The organism is Paraburkholderia dilworthii, assembly GCF_000472525.1.
GTDB lineage: Bacteria > Pseudomonadota > Gammaproteobacteria > Burkholderiales > Burkholderiaceae > Paraburkholderia > Paraburkholderia dilworthii.
Window position 1 is genome coordinate 116971 of sequence record NZ_AWZT01000012.1, and the last position, 14058, is coordinate 131028.

Sequence of the window (14058 nt, forward strand, 5' to 3'; positions counted from 1 at the left end):
CAGGTGGCTGGAAAGCCCGCAGGGTCTGGAGTCGAGTGCCACAACCCCGGATTTAGGCCATTAAACGCAGTCGCGATAATAGCAGTTATCAAAACTGGGGAGTCGTTGCAAATGGCCTAGCCGTCCTCCGCGTTACGTTGGCGGGCGCCCGTGGGGACAGCCACGGGAATTCGCTTGGTACGCGTCGCAGAGCCTGAAGGCGCGACGAGCGCGAAGGGGGAGACGCAAGCCGGCAAGGATGGCGATCGTTGCTTCGCAGCATCAGCGGGAAAACGGGCAGCGATCGAGGCGGACCGACGGCATCGCGGCGTCGTCTGAAAGGCGGCCCGCCCGACAAAAGGTGACCTTTGACGACAGTGCCACCGGTGGGCGACGTTGGCTGCTTCAAGACGAGCCCGGTGGCGCCACTCTGAAGCCGGTTGCGCACCGGTCAGCGGATCGGGTAGGGTGACGGCATTCAAGCCAACCTGAAGGACATCACCATGAACAAGCAGGACCTCGTCGACGCCGTCGCCGCAAAAACGGGCACCAGTAAAGCCTTGGCCGCCGAAACGCTCGACGCGCTGCTCGGCACCATCACGGCGACCGTCACGAAAGGCGACACCGTGCAACTGATCGGGTTCGGGGCGTTTTCGACAGGCGCGCGCGCCGCGCGTGTTGGCCGGAACCCGGCGACCGGCGCTCAGATCCAGATCCCTGCCGCGAAGACGGTCAAGTTCACCGCGGGTAAGGCGTTCAAGGATGCGGTGAATGTCGCCTGAGGGCGTGCAACTTGATTACCCTTCGTTTCGGGACATTCCCCAGCCCCGTAACCGGTTTTTCGGGGCTGTAGGGGCCGACGGCGGTCAGAGGGCGAAACCTGTGGGACCCTGAGTTGACGTGTCGCGCCCCGTCTCGAGCTTGGGCGTCGGCTTGCTCGGACCTCGTCGCAGTGGTGCAACCAACCTAGGCGCAACGACGAAAACCGTTGCCGCGTGCGGTCACGCACGCGGTGCCGGCCGAGGAAAACATTCTTACCTTTCGCCCCGGCGTGCTCCGATTGAACGGACCCTTGGATCGGGCAGGGTGGCGGCTGCACTTCACCATCTCTGCAGCTAAGACAAGGATCAACAGGATCTGGTCGGTGTCGTCGCCGCGACGACGGGCTTCACCCAAGGCTGAGACCGCCAAACGCTGGATGCGCTGATCGGCACCATCATCACCGCGCTCACGCAGGGCGAAACCGTGCGACTGATCGGGTTCGGCTCGTTTTCGACGGGCGCACGTGCCGCCCGTCGTCGGCCGGAATCCGGGTACAGGTGCTGAGATCCAGATCCCTTCGGCGAAGACCTTCGAATTTGCCGCTGGCAAGGCGCTTAAGGATGTAGTCAACCGCGCGTGAGAGGAGGGGCGTCCGGTTGTCCGGTGTTTGTACATGGCCGGGAACTCGTACCATCCGTAGCTTTGCAATCCCCGAATGCTCGCAGCGGAGTCGGCACGCCTAGAGTCAAATTGAAGGGAGTTCAAGTCTGGTTAGACCGCTTACAATTGCGGCGGGGAAAGCAGTCGAACGCGGGCTGACGCGGAAGGCAGTTCGTATCAAACAGTAGCGAATATCGGCGACTAAATCTGGAAGGTATGAGATCCGATCAATATATTGACACCGTAGTCGAGAAGTGCTCGGCGCTGGTGGCTTCGGGACTGTGGTGCCGGCAACCAATAGTACGGCCGCGGGCATGGCTCAACAATTTCGAGACAGAAGATCAGGTTGCGGCCGCAGTGCTTCTTGACCACTTTACGTACTTCGCGAGCAGTGCGGTCGATCAGATGTTGATGTCTCTTTACCGTCAACTTCGAGACGGCCTCATCTCACGTATGGGCGTGGAAAGGGCGCAGGCAACGCTGGACCGGGCCGTTTTCACGAGCGTCGAAGGTGAAGATCCGAACGTTACCGACTCGGGAAATCTCTTTTGCCGAAAACTGCGTCAGACCGCCAGAATCGCCGACGATCGTTTCATGGATCCGAAGCGCGCCCTTGAGCAGGCGAGGGAGGGGCGTCTCGTAGTCTTTCTGGACGACATCCTTGGATCCGGAAACCAGATCGCGGCGACGTGGAAGCGTGACTATCTGAACCAGCAACCGTATTCGTTCGCGGACCTTGAGGCCACGACTGGTTTGCACGTTATTTACGCGAGCTTGGTTGCGACGCGTGCAGGGTTGGACAGGCTACGTGCGGATCTAGCCGGTCTGAAGGTGGTCGCGGCTCACGTCCTCGAATCTGCGGACACTATCACGGGCGTTCCGCGCAGTGCGCTGAAGCCTGATCTGGGTGATATTCCGGCAGCCATCGTGAGTCTGCTCCAGAAATACTCCTCTCGGCTTGGTGTGCCACAGTATCTTGAAGGTCAACGTACACGCATGTATGGACATGCGGAGGCGGGTCTTCTCGTTGCGTTCGAGCATTCCACTCCCGATTCCACTCTCCCAATCTTCTGGGCTGTTGGACCAGATCAATGGACACCATTGGTGCGACGCGTATGAGCTCGAATAAAGAAGTTGTCCAGCATTTGTTTGGCGACTATCGCGCTGAATGGTCGCAACCGGACTTCGCAGCACTGTTCACGCCTCCGCCGTACACCGAAAAGCTGGTACACCCAAGACCTAGCTTTCTGGTCGGAGGGCGGGGGACCGGAAAGACGACGGCATTGCGATCGCTTCGCTTTGACGCTGCCTATGCGCGGTCCCAAGCATCTGACTTCGGTTCAGATGGCTTGCCGCACTATGGAATCTATGTCCGGATCAACAAGAATCGGGTGCGTGCATTTTCGATCACCGAACTCTGTCCGCCTGATCGGCAGCGCGCGTTCGCCCACTACTTCAACATTCTCACTTGTATCGAACTTTGCCAGCTCTCAAGCTGGCTCGAGCGTGATCGTCCATCGGGTACACCGATCACAGTCCACGCGGTAGCAGCAACGTTCGGACTGTCCGACGTGAGCGACCCTCGAGCTCTTCAGGCGGCTCTCACGTCGGCTTTGGCGGGGCTAGAGTTGTACGTTAACAATGGTGGTCGCACAACTCCACCTGTCCTTTCCTCGAGCGATGCTCCGCTCAAAGCTTTTGCTTCAGTCCTGGCTGACGCGGGATACCTGAAGGAAAAGCTGCTTTTCTGCTGCATTGACGAGTACGAAAATTTGGCGATGGAACAGCAGTCGATGCTCAACGCGTATATCAAGCATTCAGAGCCGCCACTGTCGTATAAGGTCGGTATGCGTCGGGGCGGCCTTAAGACCCATCATACGCTCGACGAAGGAGATCAGCTCTCTACTCCCGATGACTTCGCCATCATCGACATCGCGGAGGAGCGATTTGACACGTTTGCTGAGACTGTGGCGAATCAACGGCTGTCGAGCGCGAAAAAGCGCGGCGTTCCGGTCCCCGAGTCGCTTGCCGATTTACTGCCGGACATGTCGTTTGAGGAGGAGGCAAAGGGGCTGGGATGTGCGCGTGTGGCAGCCCTGGCTGAACACGGACTTGGGGATGCGCCAGCGGAAGTGCGCGACTGGTTTGCGTCGCTCCCAGACACAAGATCATATTTCCTTCAATACTGGCACGAAAGCTCCGGGGAGCCTTTGCTCGAGTTGGCGAAGAATTGGATGGCGAAACCGTCTGAATGGGAAACCAGAATTGGCAACCACGGCGTGTCGAGCCTGTTCTGGTTGTCGAAGGGACGCAAGGGGGCCCGAATTCGGAAATATTACGCCGGAGTCGGCACCTATCTGGCGCTCGCATCCGGCAACATTCGGTTCTTTTTGGAGCTCATTGACGAAGCCATCCAGAGTCAGCTCGGACTTGGATGGGACGGCGAAACGCCATTGGTTTTGTACGCTCGTGCGCAGACTGAATCGGCGCGCCTCGTCGGGAAACGTCGACTTGCTCAACTTGAAGGACTCAGCGAGCGCGGAGTGGAAATCAAGCGTCTTGTACTTGCGATCGGCAAGACGTTCTTCGAGTTCGCTCGCGATCCGATTGGAAGAGCGCCGGAACAGAATTCGTTCGTGGTAACGGGGGATTCCGCTTCGCGCGCAATGATCCAGCCGATCCTTGATGACGGTGTGGCGAACCTCGCATTTGAGGTAACCGCTAAAACGAAGCCAACATCTGAACTCGAGATGAAGGACGACGAATATCGCCTCCACCCCATCTTTTGCGCATTCTTTGAGTATTCGCATCGACGGAAGCGTCGGGTCACTTTCCGGGCCAGTAGCTTGTTAAAACTTTCCACCCGCCCATCCGCGGCATTGTCGGAGATGCTGAACACTGGGAACCCCGCACCGACCGATGAGCTTCCGGCTCAGCTCGCGATGTTTACCGATTTCTATGAGGGTTGATTGATGAATCGTTACATCGCGCATGACGGCCATACCCAGACAGTGCCGGCACTGAAGGAAGACCTTCTAGGTGAGGACGCCTTCTATGTTTTCGGAGCCTTCAGCGAGGAACACAGACTGCAGCAAGCCATTTGGCGCGAAATGCTCGAGAAACGCCCGGCACAATGTGTTCAGATTGTTGAACAGCAAGATACAGCGATGTCCTATAGGTTGGCTGGGACCGACGCATCAGTGGGGCTTTCGGATAACGAGGGCCTTAAGAGGATTTTTAATCGTAGCGTAGTCTATGTCGACATAACCGGCCTCAACCATAGCGTCTGGGCTGCACTGCTGCGGGTGTTTTTGCCGGACTTCGATTCGATCTATTTTATCTACACAGAGCCTGGTGCTTACAAGGAGCATGAGAGCCCGTCGTCATCGAGTCTCTTTGATCTTACCGCAACGTTTGGCGGGGTCTCCCCACTTCCAGGTATGGCAAACCTCGCAGGGCCCGATCGTCATGTGAAGAGTGTGCTCGTTCCGTTCCTCGGCTTCGAAAGTGCGCGGCCGAAACACATCGCGCTGGATTTTGATCCACAGCCACAGGTCATGCCGGTCGTTGGTCTACCGGGGTTCAAGACCGATTATCCTCAGATCACGATATCCACGAACAACGAATTTCTTAGCGAAGCGCGAGCCTATGAGCATATCCGGTATGCGCGCGCTAGTTGCCCGTTTGAAGCATATTCGGCGCTGTTTGAGATCCACCGAGACAATCCGGGCTGCTTTCTACACATTGCGCCTACGGGTACAAAACCCCATGCGCTCGGTGCGGTCTGGTACGCGCTTGACCATCCGCGAGATACTGAGATCATCTACGACCATCCAATCAGAAAGGGAAAGCGTACAACGGGTGTCGGTCCCACTCACATTTATTGCATAAAGCCGCGCCATGCTTACATCTGATACGGATGCTTACTACTCGCCGGGACATGTTGCAGATGTTGTCGCACAAACTCTCAGAGGTTCGAGATTGAAGTCAGTCCTCGACAGTCATTGCGGCAGAGGTGCGCTTCTCGATGCCGTTGAAAGATGGTTCCCCGCCGTCCACTGCGCTGGCATCGATTTGGACGGAAGCGCGATTTCACATCTAAAAAAAGCGCGACCCCATTGGACGCTCATTCGCGGTGACTCTCTCGCCCGGGTAACGTGGGAGAAAGTGCATTCGAAGTTAAATAGGAGCGTCGACGTCGCCGTGCTCAATCCACCGTTCAGCATGGGTCAGGCCAAGGGTGTTGACATCGCGCTTGACGAAAAGACGATTCGAGGGAGCTTGGCAATGGCTCACGTCATTACGACGATCGAACATTCGAAACCCAAACGGGTAGTTGCGATTCTCCCGGAGTCAACTATGTTCGCCGACATGGATAGGCAGGGACGAGCAGTGGTGGAATCGCTCTATGACGTGCAAGTTGTTTCCCAGTTCAAGAGTTCGACGTTCCGTGGGGCGAGGGCAAACTCCCTGCTGGTAGCAATGACCAAACGAAAGAGTCAACGTTCGGGAACACCCGCCGAGAACGTAAAGCATTCTGGTATTAGAAGCACGATTGTGCGGGGCGGGCTACCTTGTTTCGAAGCCGTTCCGGCAAGTCGCGGATTGCCCTTCATCCACTCGACTGATATCAAGCATCTTGTTAGGGGGGCCGCGATTTCGTCGCTCCCCAAGGTTCGACCGTTCACGCGTGGGATTTCCATCGGCCACATGATTTTATTGCCACGTGTCGGGGTACCAAAAAAAGAAAACATTTGCGCATGGTTTGCCGACTCGGAGGTGCAACTCTCCGACTGCGTTCTTGCTTTGCAGTGTCAAAGCGCAAGCATCGCCGAGAGAGGAGCCCGGATTATTCACAAAGAGTACGCAACACTTGTTGGTCTCTATCGGGGTACGGGGGCGCGATATGTCACCGTGGACCGTTTGACTGCGTGGTCAGGAACCGTTTTGAACACTGCACAAGGCTAGCTTGAGTTGCCAGGATGATACCGCTCCCGTCACGCATGCATTGCGGGCATGCTGTTGAGAGGTCGAAAATAACAAAAAGGAAATCCATTGACGAGTCACTTCAGCTACTGGCTTCCAAAGAGAGCCGCGAAGGTTGCATCAAAGTTTCCGGGGGACTTCACTCCAGTCAGAAAGAGTCCGTTCGACAGGTTACACACACTGAACTTGCGATCTAAGGTATCGCGTCATGAACTTGCACGCGCCGCGTTCGAAACGGGTTATGGACCTAAAAAAGATTGGCCATCAACGCTGCTCATGGGAGGGCCGGAGCGGACCGCACTGAGCGCGTTCTTGAGTGCACGGGTGGAATGGGTGCTAAGCATGTTTGACATTTCGAACGGCCAGATTAGGCCGCAGAATTTTTCTCGCTACGTCGAGTCGTCAGAATGGAGCACTGTGTCCTATTACATGGGACAGATCGCTGCGCGAATAGCAGCCGATCGCTAGCTACCCGCGGACCGGCTGCCGTGTAAGGCATTGCATCAAGCGATTTTCACCTCGGCAGCTTTCGTCACTCCGGCCTCGCTGATTGCCACAAGATCTACGAAGACTGTTGCCGCGGGCCGTAAACTGACTGTCAAAAGTGAGAAGGTGCCAGACTTGCTAATCATTGATCGCCGTGGCGAATGGCATCTGTTCGAAGCGAAAGGCGGGCGTACTAACTATAGATCGCCAGCAGTGATCAAGGCGCTTGACCAGCTTGACGCCATTGCAACGATTGGGAAGCCTAGCGCGCTGTCGCCACCGGTCAGCAGAGTATGCGCATTTGCGAAGCTGAATCGGCCGCGCCAGACTGTGAAGGCGATTGGCTTCGATGTTGTCGATCCACCGGAACGCGAACCCGGCGGCGTTGCGCTGGAAATATTGACAGAGGTAGCCCAGCTTTTGACTGCATCCCTTCAGTACGACATTCTCGACACGCTGACTCGAGTGCCCATGCCGCCTGAGCTTATAAGGGAAACGGAAGGACAACGGGATCTCCGCCGGATCGGACGAGGTAACGTATATGTTGCAATGCCGCATAGAGGTTTAATCAACGCGTTTGCGTTCGAAATTGCGGTGTATCAGCGCATTCGCCAGCATCTGCAAGGCCGCGGTGGCGTTGGTGTTTTATCGCAGGCAGCCTGGCTAACTGGAATGTTCCAGGAGGCCGCGCTTCACGATCGAGATGGCGGAATTCCAATAGAGCGAACGGACAGATCCCGAGCCGCGATTAGCGCTGCCCTTCGACGTTCGGGGCAGACCAATGACCCGACCCGTGTGCTGGAAAACCTCGCGCAAGAGCTTGAATTGAACCGTCTATGGCATGAGTTCGAGGAAAAGAGCGAAAAGCATCTTTCGGACTTTTCGAAAGAGTTTATGCCCGTATTGGCGCAGAGCAAACCGCTACTTGGGCAAGGGGGGGCCATATACTTCTCAATAGAAGACGCAGCGACCAATGCCCATGCTCGCGATGAAGGAAACAGTCAAGCGGCGGTGTAGGAAGAAAAAAAAGACTAAGGACGCTTGGGATATCGTTGTTGATGTTGCGCAAATTCTTTCCGCACTCGGCACGTGCGGTGCAGTCATCGTTTCGCTTCATCTTTCGAGTCGGGGTCGCAAGCCGACGGCTAGGGTCGTCTTGGACGTGCACAGATTTCCATTCGTTCAACCGATCCTTCCGACAGAGGGCCGACTCGTTATAACAAACACTGGTGATCGGGAAGCAGTTGTTCTTGCGGCGCGCTGGCGAGTGCGTCAAAAGCCCGAGACTGAGCACCTTGTCTCGCGCCATTACGATGACGACGAAAATCGAGTGGATCTCACTTGGGCAAACTTTCGTCCAGGCGTTCCGTATCCGTTCGTCGTACCATACGCCGAGAACGTCCGGCACCTTCGAACTCTGCTCGGTTTGGCGGGTCCGCTTCCTCGGACGCGGCTACAAGACGTATATCTCGAGCACGAATTCGCAACAGGGGACGTTCATAAAGAGCGACTGCCGTCAGCCTTTGCAGCTGAAATCACAAAATACTCCGAACTCGAGATCGTGGTGCCAAACCCATGATCCTGTTCATGACAGAACTGCAAGCGGGTGACGCAAACCGCGAAGAGAAAGATCAACGGACTGATCGAACATCCATGAGGGCAAGAGCGTTATGTCGCCGCTGAGTCATTCATTCGAGGATCTAGCGCAATCGTTGCGGATCCTGCTTGAGGCCAATTTCAGTGCAGAACGCGGAGGGTTGCTACGCGTCGATAGGGCGGAAGCCGCTGGCAACGTCGAAAGCGCTCTAACGGGAGTTCTGAACGCGTTCCATAGTCTATATGACGCTATGTCAAAAGCGGGCTTGCAAAGCGAGCCGGCGTGGTACGCGACTCCGGAGCTTGCCACAATGCTAGTTCTGCGGAACGCCCGCCACCACAATCACGCCCATAAGATTCGTACTGTCTACAATTACTATGCACATGAAACAGAGAAACTTGGCGAGTTCGAGCATTATGTGTTTGTAGATTTTCCCGTTGAAGATAACGGCGGCGATACTTTCGATGTCTACCTCTCGTGGAACGATCTTGAGTCGCTTCTGCTTATGCCCGCTAAAGAAGCTGCTGTGAAAGCGGAAACAGCCGATGCAGTAAGGAAATATCTGAGGGCGGATCGGTTTGGCGAGTACGCGAGCGCCGCTCGACTCAGCCCCTCCAGAGTGATGTTCAACGTTGTGCCGCTGATCGCGAATGCGGGCTGCAAGGTTGCACGGCATTTAACTGGAAAAATCGATATCCGTTCAACTGAGGCTGAGTCGTTCCTGCGCCTATTCAATGTCCTCGGTCAAGCGGACACTGAGAAACCCGAAGTGTACATTCGTGCTGTCGCATGGAACTAAAGCGCGACTCTTTCCAATGCAGACAGGATGCATCGGAGTGTGACAGGAGAGCCAACGTGCGTAGCCGTCCGAATCCTGACGCCACCCCTTGTACGTCTAGAGGCGCGGTCCGCCGTGTCTCAAGCTGGGCTTCGATGTCCAACCATTGCAATTCGATCCAGGCGTGGTCTTCTCGCAGGCGTTCGACGACCCGGTGCACTGTCGCGTCGCTGCCGGCCAGCAGTGGTGGAAAGACGAACCGTTTGTTGATGTTCGTTAATTCTGCTAGCCACGTCCACATCTTGCGCTAGCGGAACAAAGGTCCGCGAGCCATGCTCAGCAGGCCTTAGCGGCGAAATTCGTCCTTTTAACGCGTTGCGTTCCGGCAACGGATGCACGTCCGTTTGTCCGTTAATTTTGCTAGCGGGTCGACGTGTCCTTTAATTCCGCTAAATGCGTTCAACGGAAGTCGATGAGGGGCTGCGATGGCGGATGCGAGCGTGACGAACGACCGTGCTGCGAAAGTGGCATCAGTGCTTCGGCCATTGGGGCGGGGACCGCTTTCACGAGAACTGGCCGTTCTCGCCGGGCGCCTGCTCGGCGTGCATTGGACAACGGTGTATCGTCTGCGCCGGAGATTTTTAACCGATCCTGTAGCGAGTTCCGTCGCTCCGCATCGCCGAGGCCCATCGATTGGCGGCGGTCGGTTGGGGGACGACGTCGATAAGGTGATCGACGAAGTAGTGACCTTGCCCTCGTTTGACGAATCCCATAGCTGGGTGAATTATGCGGCTTCGCCTCTCTGAGCTGCGACCCAGTTCTTTTCGAACGTCATGGGGCTGACGTAATTGAGCGTCGAGTGTAACCGGCATGCATTGTAAAAACCCAGCCAGTCAATTACCTCATCCATCGCGGCACGCCGCGTGGCGAAATGTCTTCCATGCATACGTGCGACCTTCAGCGAACCCCACAGACTTTCGGTCGGCGCATTATCCCAACAATCGCCGCGTCGGCTCATCGACGAACGCATGCCATAGGCCTTCAACGTGTCCTGAAACAGGCCGCTGCAATACTGGCTACCCCTGTCGCTATGCACGATTACGCCGGAGTCAGGGCGTCGCCGGAACCACGCCATGCGCAATGCGTCCGTGACCAGTTCGGCCTTCATGTGCGGCTGCATCGACCAGCCAACCACCTGCCGACTGAACAGGTCGATGATGACCGCGAGGTACACCCAGCCCTCGGCCGTCGCCAGATACGTGATGTCGGTTGTCCAGGTCTGGTTAGGCGCTGTGGCAGTGAAATTGCGCTCCAGCAGATTTGGCGCAACCGGCAAATCGTGGTTCGAGTTTGTCGTCGCGATGTACTTGCGCTTGTGGCGGGCTCGAATGCCGTGCTGCGCCATCAGCTTGCGAACCCGCTCCTTGCCCACGCGTACACCACGTGCGAGCAGTTCCTTCCACATGCGCGGCCAGCCGTATTCGCCCTTGACCTGTGTGTGAATGGCCTTGATGTTTGCGAGCAATGCATCGTTACTCACGCGGCTTCGGTGAGGCTTGTCCTGTACGCTGCGTCGCTGGCGCTGATGATATCCGCTGGGACTGACTTCCAGCACTTCAGATAGCACCGAGACTGGCCAGTGGCGTCGATTACGCTCAATGAATGCGTACTTCACATCGACTCCCTGGCGAAGTACGCGGCGGCTTTTTTTAAAATATCGCGCTCCATCTTCAGGCGAGCTACTTCGGCACGCAGCCGCGCCAGCTCCATCTGTTCCGGGCTCACAGGCTTCGTGCCTGCGCCCGCCAGCTTGCCTTCCCGGTCAGCCTTCACCCAGTTGTACAGCGTCTGTTCAACCACGCCCAGTGTCGCCGCCACCGCTGCCATGCTTTGCCCGGCCTTGACCAGCCGCACCGCTTCCAGCTTGAACTCGAGCGTGTACTGCGCTCGCTTTGCCTTGCTTGTCATCGTTCTTCTCCTTGCTTGAGTTTACCTGCTCAGCAAGGGATTCGTTTTTCGGGGGCAAGCTCATAGTGCATGTCTCGCTCCCTAAGCAGCGACAGCTGGCCCATCCTGCAACGGATCTTGTGCTGGAGGTTCGACGCAGATGTGCACTCGCGGGACTGCAACTGCCAAGCCGAACGACCATTGGGCGGCGATGGGCGAGGCATCGCGAGTTGGACGCTTTGAAGCGCGCGGCGTTGCCTGACGCGCTCAAAGCGCCCGGGTCGCTTGTTGCCAAGTACCCCCTGGAGATCGTTCAGGTCGACCACACACAAGCGGATGTGCTGCTGGTGAGCGAGTACGACAGACGGGTGATCGGCCGTCCCTGGCTGACCATCGCGCTGGACGTGGCGACGAGGTGCGTGTTGAGTTTCTACGTCAGCATGGATCGTCCGGGGGCGGCAACGGTGGGATTGCTCCTGACCAGAGCGGCACTATGCAAGGAGCCTTGGCTTGCGAAGATAGAGGCGGACGCGGATTGCGCCGATGCGTGGAATTCCGAAAGTTCTGCATCTCGACAACGCTGCCGAGTTTAAAAGCAGGGCGCTTCGCAGTGGGTGCCGCGAATACGGCATCGACCTCATGTATCGACCTGTGGGACGTCCCCATTTCGGTGGCCATATAGAGCGCCTGAACCGGACTCTCATGGAACGGGTGCGAGGCCTGCCGGGGGCGACCGGATCGTCCCCGAAAGGTCGCAAAGCGCGAAAGTCCGAAAAGACGGCCGCACTAACGCTGCGTGAGTTTGAGCAATGGCTCGCGATTGAAGTCGCCAGACGATACCACCATGCGGCACATCGGGGGCTGCTTGGCGCAACGCCAGCCGACATGTGGAGAATGCTCGGCCGGAGTTCTGACTCGCGGCAATTGTCGGGGGCCAGGGACGCTGAGTTGCAGTTCCTGATCCGTTTCTTGCCTGCGGCGTCGAGGACCATCCAGGCGTATGGACTGACGCTTTTCCATATTCGTTACTGGCATCCGATATTCGTTGCATGGCGCGAGTCCCGGCGCACGGTCACCATTCGATACCATCCGGAGGATCTCTCACGCGTGTTCGTGACCGCCGGTACCCGTGACTACCTCGAAGTCCGGTATGCGGATATGCGGCGGCCGGCGATTTCGCTTTTCGAACAGCGAACCGCGCTAAAGGCGATCCGGTCGGAAGGACAGCGCACCATCTCTGAGGCGCTAATTTTCCGCACCGTAGAAGAGCAGCGGCACGTGATTGCTAACGCCAGGCGGGCGACGGCTCGAGCACGTCGGCGATCGCGTAAAAAGTATGTCCCATTGGATGAGGTGCTCGAAAGAGTCGTGCAATTCAGGAGTGAGACGTCGGAGCACGACGTCTAGACGGTCAATTACGATGCACCCGTTCAGGCTTTTGATGTCGAGCAATGGTGAGGTAGAACATGAAAAATGTCACGCTCGGACATCTGTTGCCGACCGCCAGAAAGCAGGCCGAGTTGGGGGACGACGAACGCATTGTTGCGCTTCTCCGCGATCGATGGATTGACTACCCGCTCGCCACGCAAGCGTTGCAGCAACTTGAGCGTCTGTACGAAACCCCTCGTCGCGATCGGATGCCATGCCTGCTCCTGCATGGCGACTCAAATATCGGCAAGACCAAAATCACCGCGAAATTCCGGCGCTCGCATCCCAACGAATTTGACGACAGGACTGGGGTAGAACGCTGTTCGGTCGTTTCCATGCAGATGCCGCCGACGCCAGACCAGCATCGTTTTTATTCGGGCCTTCTTTTCGAGCTAGGCGCTCCGCACAATGCCGCGGCTGGTCTGGCGTCCCTGGAGCGGCTAGCTCGTGACATTCTCAGGCGGGTATCGCCACGCATGCTTGTTGTCGATGAGATCCACCATCTGCTCGCGGGCAGCTATCGGGAACAGCGTGCGTCCCTGAATCTTCTCAAGTTCCTCGCCAATGACCTACAGATCAGCATGGTCTTGGTCGGAACACGCGACGCAGTATTGGCACTTCAGACCGATGCCCAGATGATCAGCCGTTATACCCCATTTGAGATCCCCCGCTGGCGCGAAAGCGACGGTCTACGGCGGCTGCTCGCCGCATTTGAACGGGTGTTGCCGCTGCGCAAGCCGTCGGATCTCGCGCGACGCGAGATCGTTCAGTTTGTCTTGAGCGCGAGTGGGGGATTAACCGGCGAAATATCTGCGCTGCTGAACAACGCCGCGGAGCTAGCGATTCGCAACGGCGACGAATTGATCGACATAACACACCTTGAGCATGTCTGCCGGATCACGCAGTAACTCGGCCCCGTGGCCGGTCGCTCCAAGGCCATTTTATGAGGAGGCTTTCGGAAGCTGGCTAGGCAGGGTTGCGGCGCGCTATCAGCTCAGCGTCGGGACATTGTGGGAAATCAGCGTTTCAGAGGAGATGCCTGTGCTGGGAACTGCGGGCTGGATACTTTTCCCGGCGATTTCGCATTCAGCGTTGGAAGCATTTGCAACGCTCGCGCGTCTTGATGACGACAGGTTGAGCCGCATACAGACGCCACCGGGCTGGCTCACCGATCGCCGCTGCGTGCCGTACTGCTTCAGATGCTTTGTGCTAAATGACGCGGACGTGTCGGCGCCTCGCTGGAAACGTGAGTGGCTTGATCCGACAGCCGAATTTTGTAGGGTACACCACTGGCTTTTGGAAACGGTGCCAGCGTCCGTATTCCGGCTATCGAATCACCTCGATGCCGCGCATCGTGCGATCAGCCGTTACCGCAAAAAATGCCTGTCGCGGGGTGCCGGCCACCTGCGCTAGCTTGACAGCCCAAATTTTGAAT

Annotated in this window: 12 protein-coding genes and 1 pseudogene; 12 read left to right on the plus strand and 1 reads right to left on the minus strand. The window is 57.2% G+C overall.

All coding sequences use genetic code 11. From position 1 onward, the window contains the following. The first annotated feature begins 482 nt into the window (after positions 1-482). The 8 genes and pseudogenes from F759_RS0113580 (at position 483) to F759_RS0113610 (ending at position 9269) form a co-directional block, all read left to right on the plus strand. The gene (locus F759_RS0113580; protein WP_027800340.1) at positions 483-761 is read left to right on the plus strand and encodes an HU family DNA-binding protein; all 279 of its coding nucleotides are present in this window, start codon (positions 483-485) and stop codon (positions 759-761) included. 355 nt (positions 762-1116) lie between these two features. Continuing rightward, positions 1117-1381 (plus strand): annotated as a pseudogene (locus F759_RS43650) (HU family DNA-binding protein). Between the two features lie 236 nt (positions 1382-1617). Further along, positions 1618-2520, plus strand: coding sequence for a phosphoribosyltransferase-like protein (locus F759_RS0113585; protein ID WP_027800341.1), 903 nt, complete (start codon positions 1618-1620; stop codon positions 2518-2520). Further along, a complete protein-coding gene (locus F759_RS0113590; protein WP_209440485.1) occupies positions 2493-4370 on the plus strand; it encodes an ORC-CDC6 family AAA ATPase in 1878 nt (625 codons plus the stop codon). The genes F759_RS0113585 and F759_RS0113590 overlap by 28 nt, the downstream gene beginning before the upstream one ends. A gap of 3 nt (positions 4371-4373) precedes the next feature. Then, positions 4374-5315, plus strand: a complete 942-nt coding sequence (locus F759_RS37710; RefSeq protein WP_152530631.1) for a hypothetical protein — start codon at positions 4374-4376, stop codon at positions 5313-5315. After that, positions 5302-6369 (plus strand): methyltransferase, encoded by a 1068-nt coding sequence (locus F759_RS0113600; protein ID WP_084534255.1) that lies wholly within the window; start codon positions 5302-5304, stop codon positions 6367-6369. The genes F759_RS37710 and F759_RS0113600 overlap by 14 nt, the downstream gene beginning before the upstream one ends. Positions 6370-7008: 639 nt before the next feature. Then, a complete protein-coding gene (locus F759_RS0113605) occupies positions 7009-7890 on the plus strand; it encodes a hypothetical protein (RefSeq protein ID WP_152530632.1) in 882 nt (293 codons plus the stop codon). A gap of 653 nt (positions 7891-8543) precedes the next feature. Continuing rightward, positions 8544-9269: a hypothetical protein gene (locus F759_RS0113610; protein WP_036024311.1), complete on the plus strand. Its 726-nt coding sequence runs from the start codon at positions 8544-8546 to the stop codon at positions 9267-9269. 763 nt (positions 9270-10032) lie between these two features. Here F759_RS0113610 and F759_RS0113615 read toward each other — a convergent pair. Continuing rightward, a protein-coding gene (locus tag F759_RS0113615) for an IS3 family transposase (RefSeq protein WP_152530633.1) occupies positions 10033-11216 on the minus strand; the annotation gives its coding sequence in 2 pieces (ribosomal slippage) (positions 10033-10949 and positions 10949-11216; 1185 coding nt in all). A gap of 209 nt (positions 11217-11425) precedes the next feature. Between F759_RS0113615 and F759_RS44045 the strand changes: the two genes are divergently transcribed. From F759_RS44045 to F759_RS40845, 4 genes are read left to right on the plus strand one after another with little or no spacing between them, the layout of a single operon-like run. Beyond that, a complete protein-coding gene (locus F759_RS44045; protein ID WP_084534256.1) occupies positions 11426-11788 on the plus strand; it encodes a hypothetical protein in 363 nt (120 codons plus the stop codon). Further along, positions 11739-12602, plus strand: coding sequence for a Mu transposase C-terminal domain-containing protein (locus F759_RS37715; protein ID WP_084534257.1), 864 nt, complete (start codon positions 11739-11741; stop codon positions 12600-12602). Before F759_RS44045 ends, F759_RS37715 begins: the two co-directional genes overlap by 50 nt. 59 nt (positions 12603-12661) lie before the next feature. Then, a complete protein-coding gene (locus tag F759_RS0113630; RefSeq protein ID WP_027800348.1) occupies positions 12662-13531 on the plus strand; it encodes a TniB family NTP-binding protein in 870 nt (289 codons plus the stop codon). Further along, positions 13509-14036, plus strand: coding sequence for a TniQ family protein (locus tag F759_RS40845; RefSeq protein ID WP_084534258.1), 528 nt, complete (start codon positions 13509-13511; stop codon positions 14034-14036). The genes F759_RS0113630 and F759_RS40845 overlap by 23 nt, the downstream gene beginning before the upstream one ends. The last annotated feature ends 22 nt before the right edge of the window (positions 14037-14058 follow it).

What these genes read in the sequence shown, in the direction of transcription:
- F759_RS0113580 (WP_027800340.1), top strand. Translation starts at nt 483, where the DNA reads ATGAACAAGCAGGACCTCGTCGACGCCGTCGCCGCAAAAACGGGCACC.
- F759_RS0113585 (WP_027800341.1), top strand. Translation starts at nt 1,618, where the DNA reads ATGAGATCCGATCAATATATTGACACCGTAGTCGAGAAGTGCTCGGCG.
- F759_RS0113590 (WP_209440485.1), top strand. Translation starts at nt 2,493, where the DNA reads ATGGACACCATTGGTGCGACGCGTATGAGCTCGAATAAAGAAGTTGTC.
- F759_RS37710 (WP_152530631.1), top strand. Translation starts at nt 4,374, where the DNA reads ATGAATCGTTACATCGCGCATGACGGCCATACCCAGACAGTGCCGGCA.
- F759_RS0113600 (WP_084534255.1), top strand. Translation starts at nt 5,302, where the DNA reads ATGCTTACATCTGATACGGATGCTTACTACTCGCCGGGACATGTTGCA.
- F759_RS0113610 (WP_036024311.1), top strand. Translation starts at nt 8,544, where the DNA reads ATGTCGCCGCTGAGTCATTCATTCGAGGATCTAGCGCAATCGTTGCGG.
- F759_RS37715 (WP_084534257.1), top strand. Translation starts at nt 11,739, where the DNA reads ATGCGTGGAATTCCGAAAGTTCTGCATCTCGACAACGCTGCCGAGTTT.
- F759_RS0113630 (WP_027800348.1), top strand. Translation starts at nt 12,662, where the DNA reads ATGAAAAATGTCACGCTCGGACATCTGTTGCCGACCGCCAGAAAGCAG.
- F759_RS40845 (WP_084534258.1), top strand. Translation starts at nt 13,509, where the DNA reads ATGTCTGCCGGATCACGCAGTAACTCGGCCCCGTGGCCGGTCGCTCCA.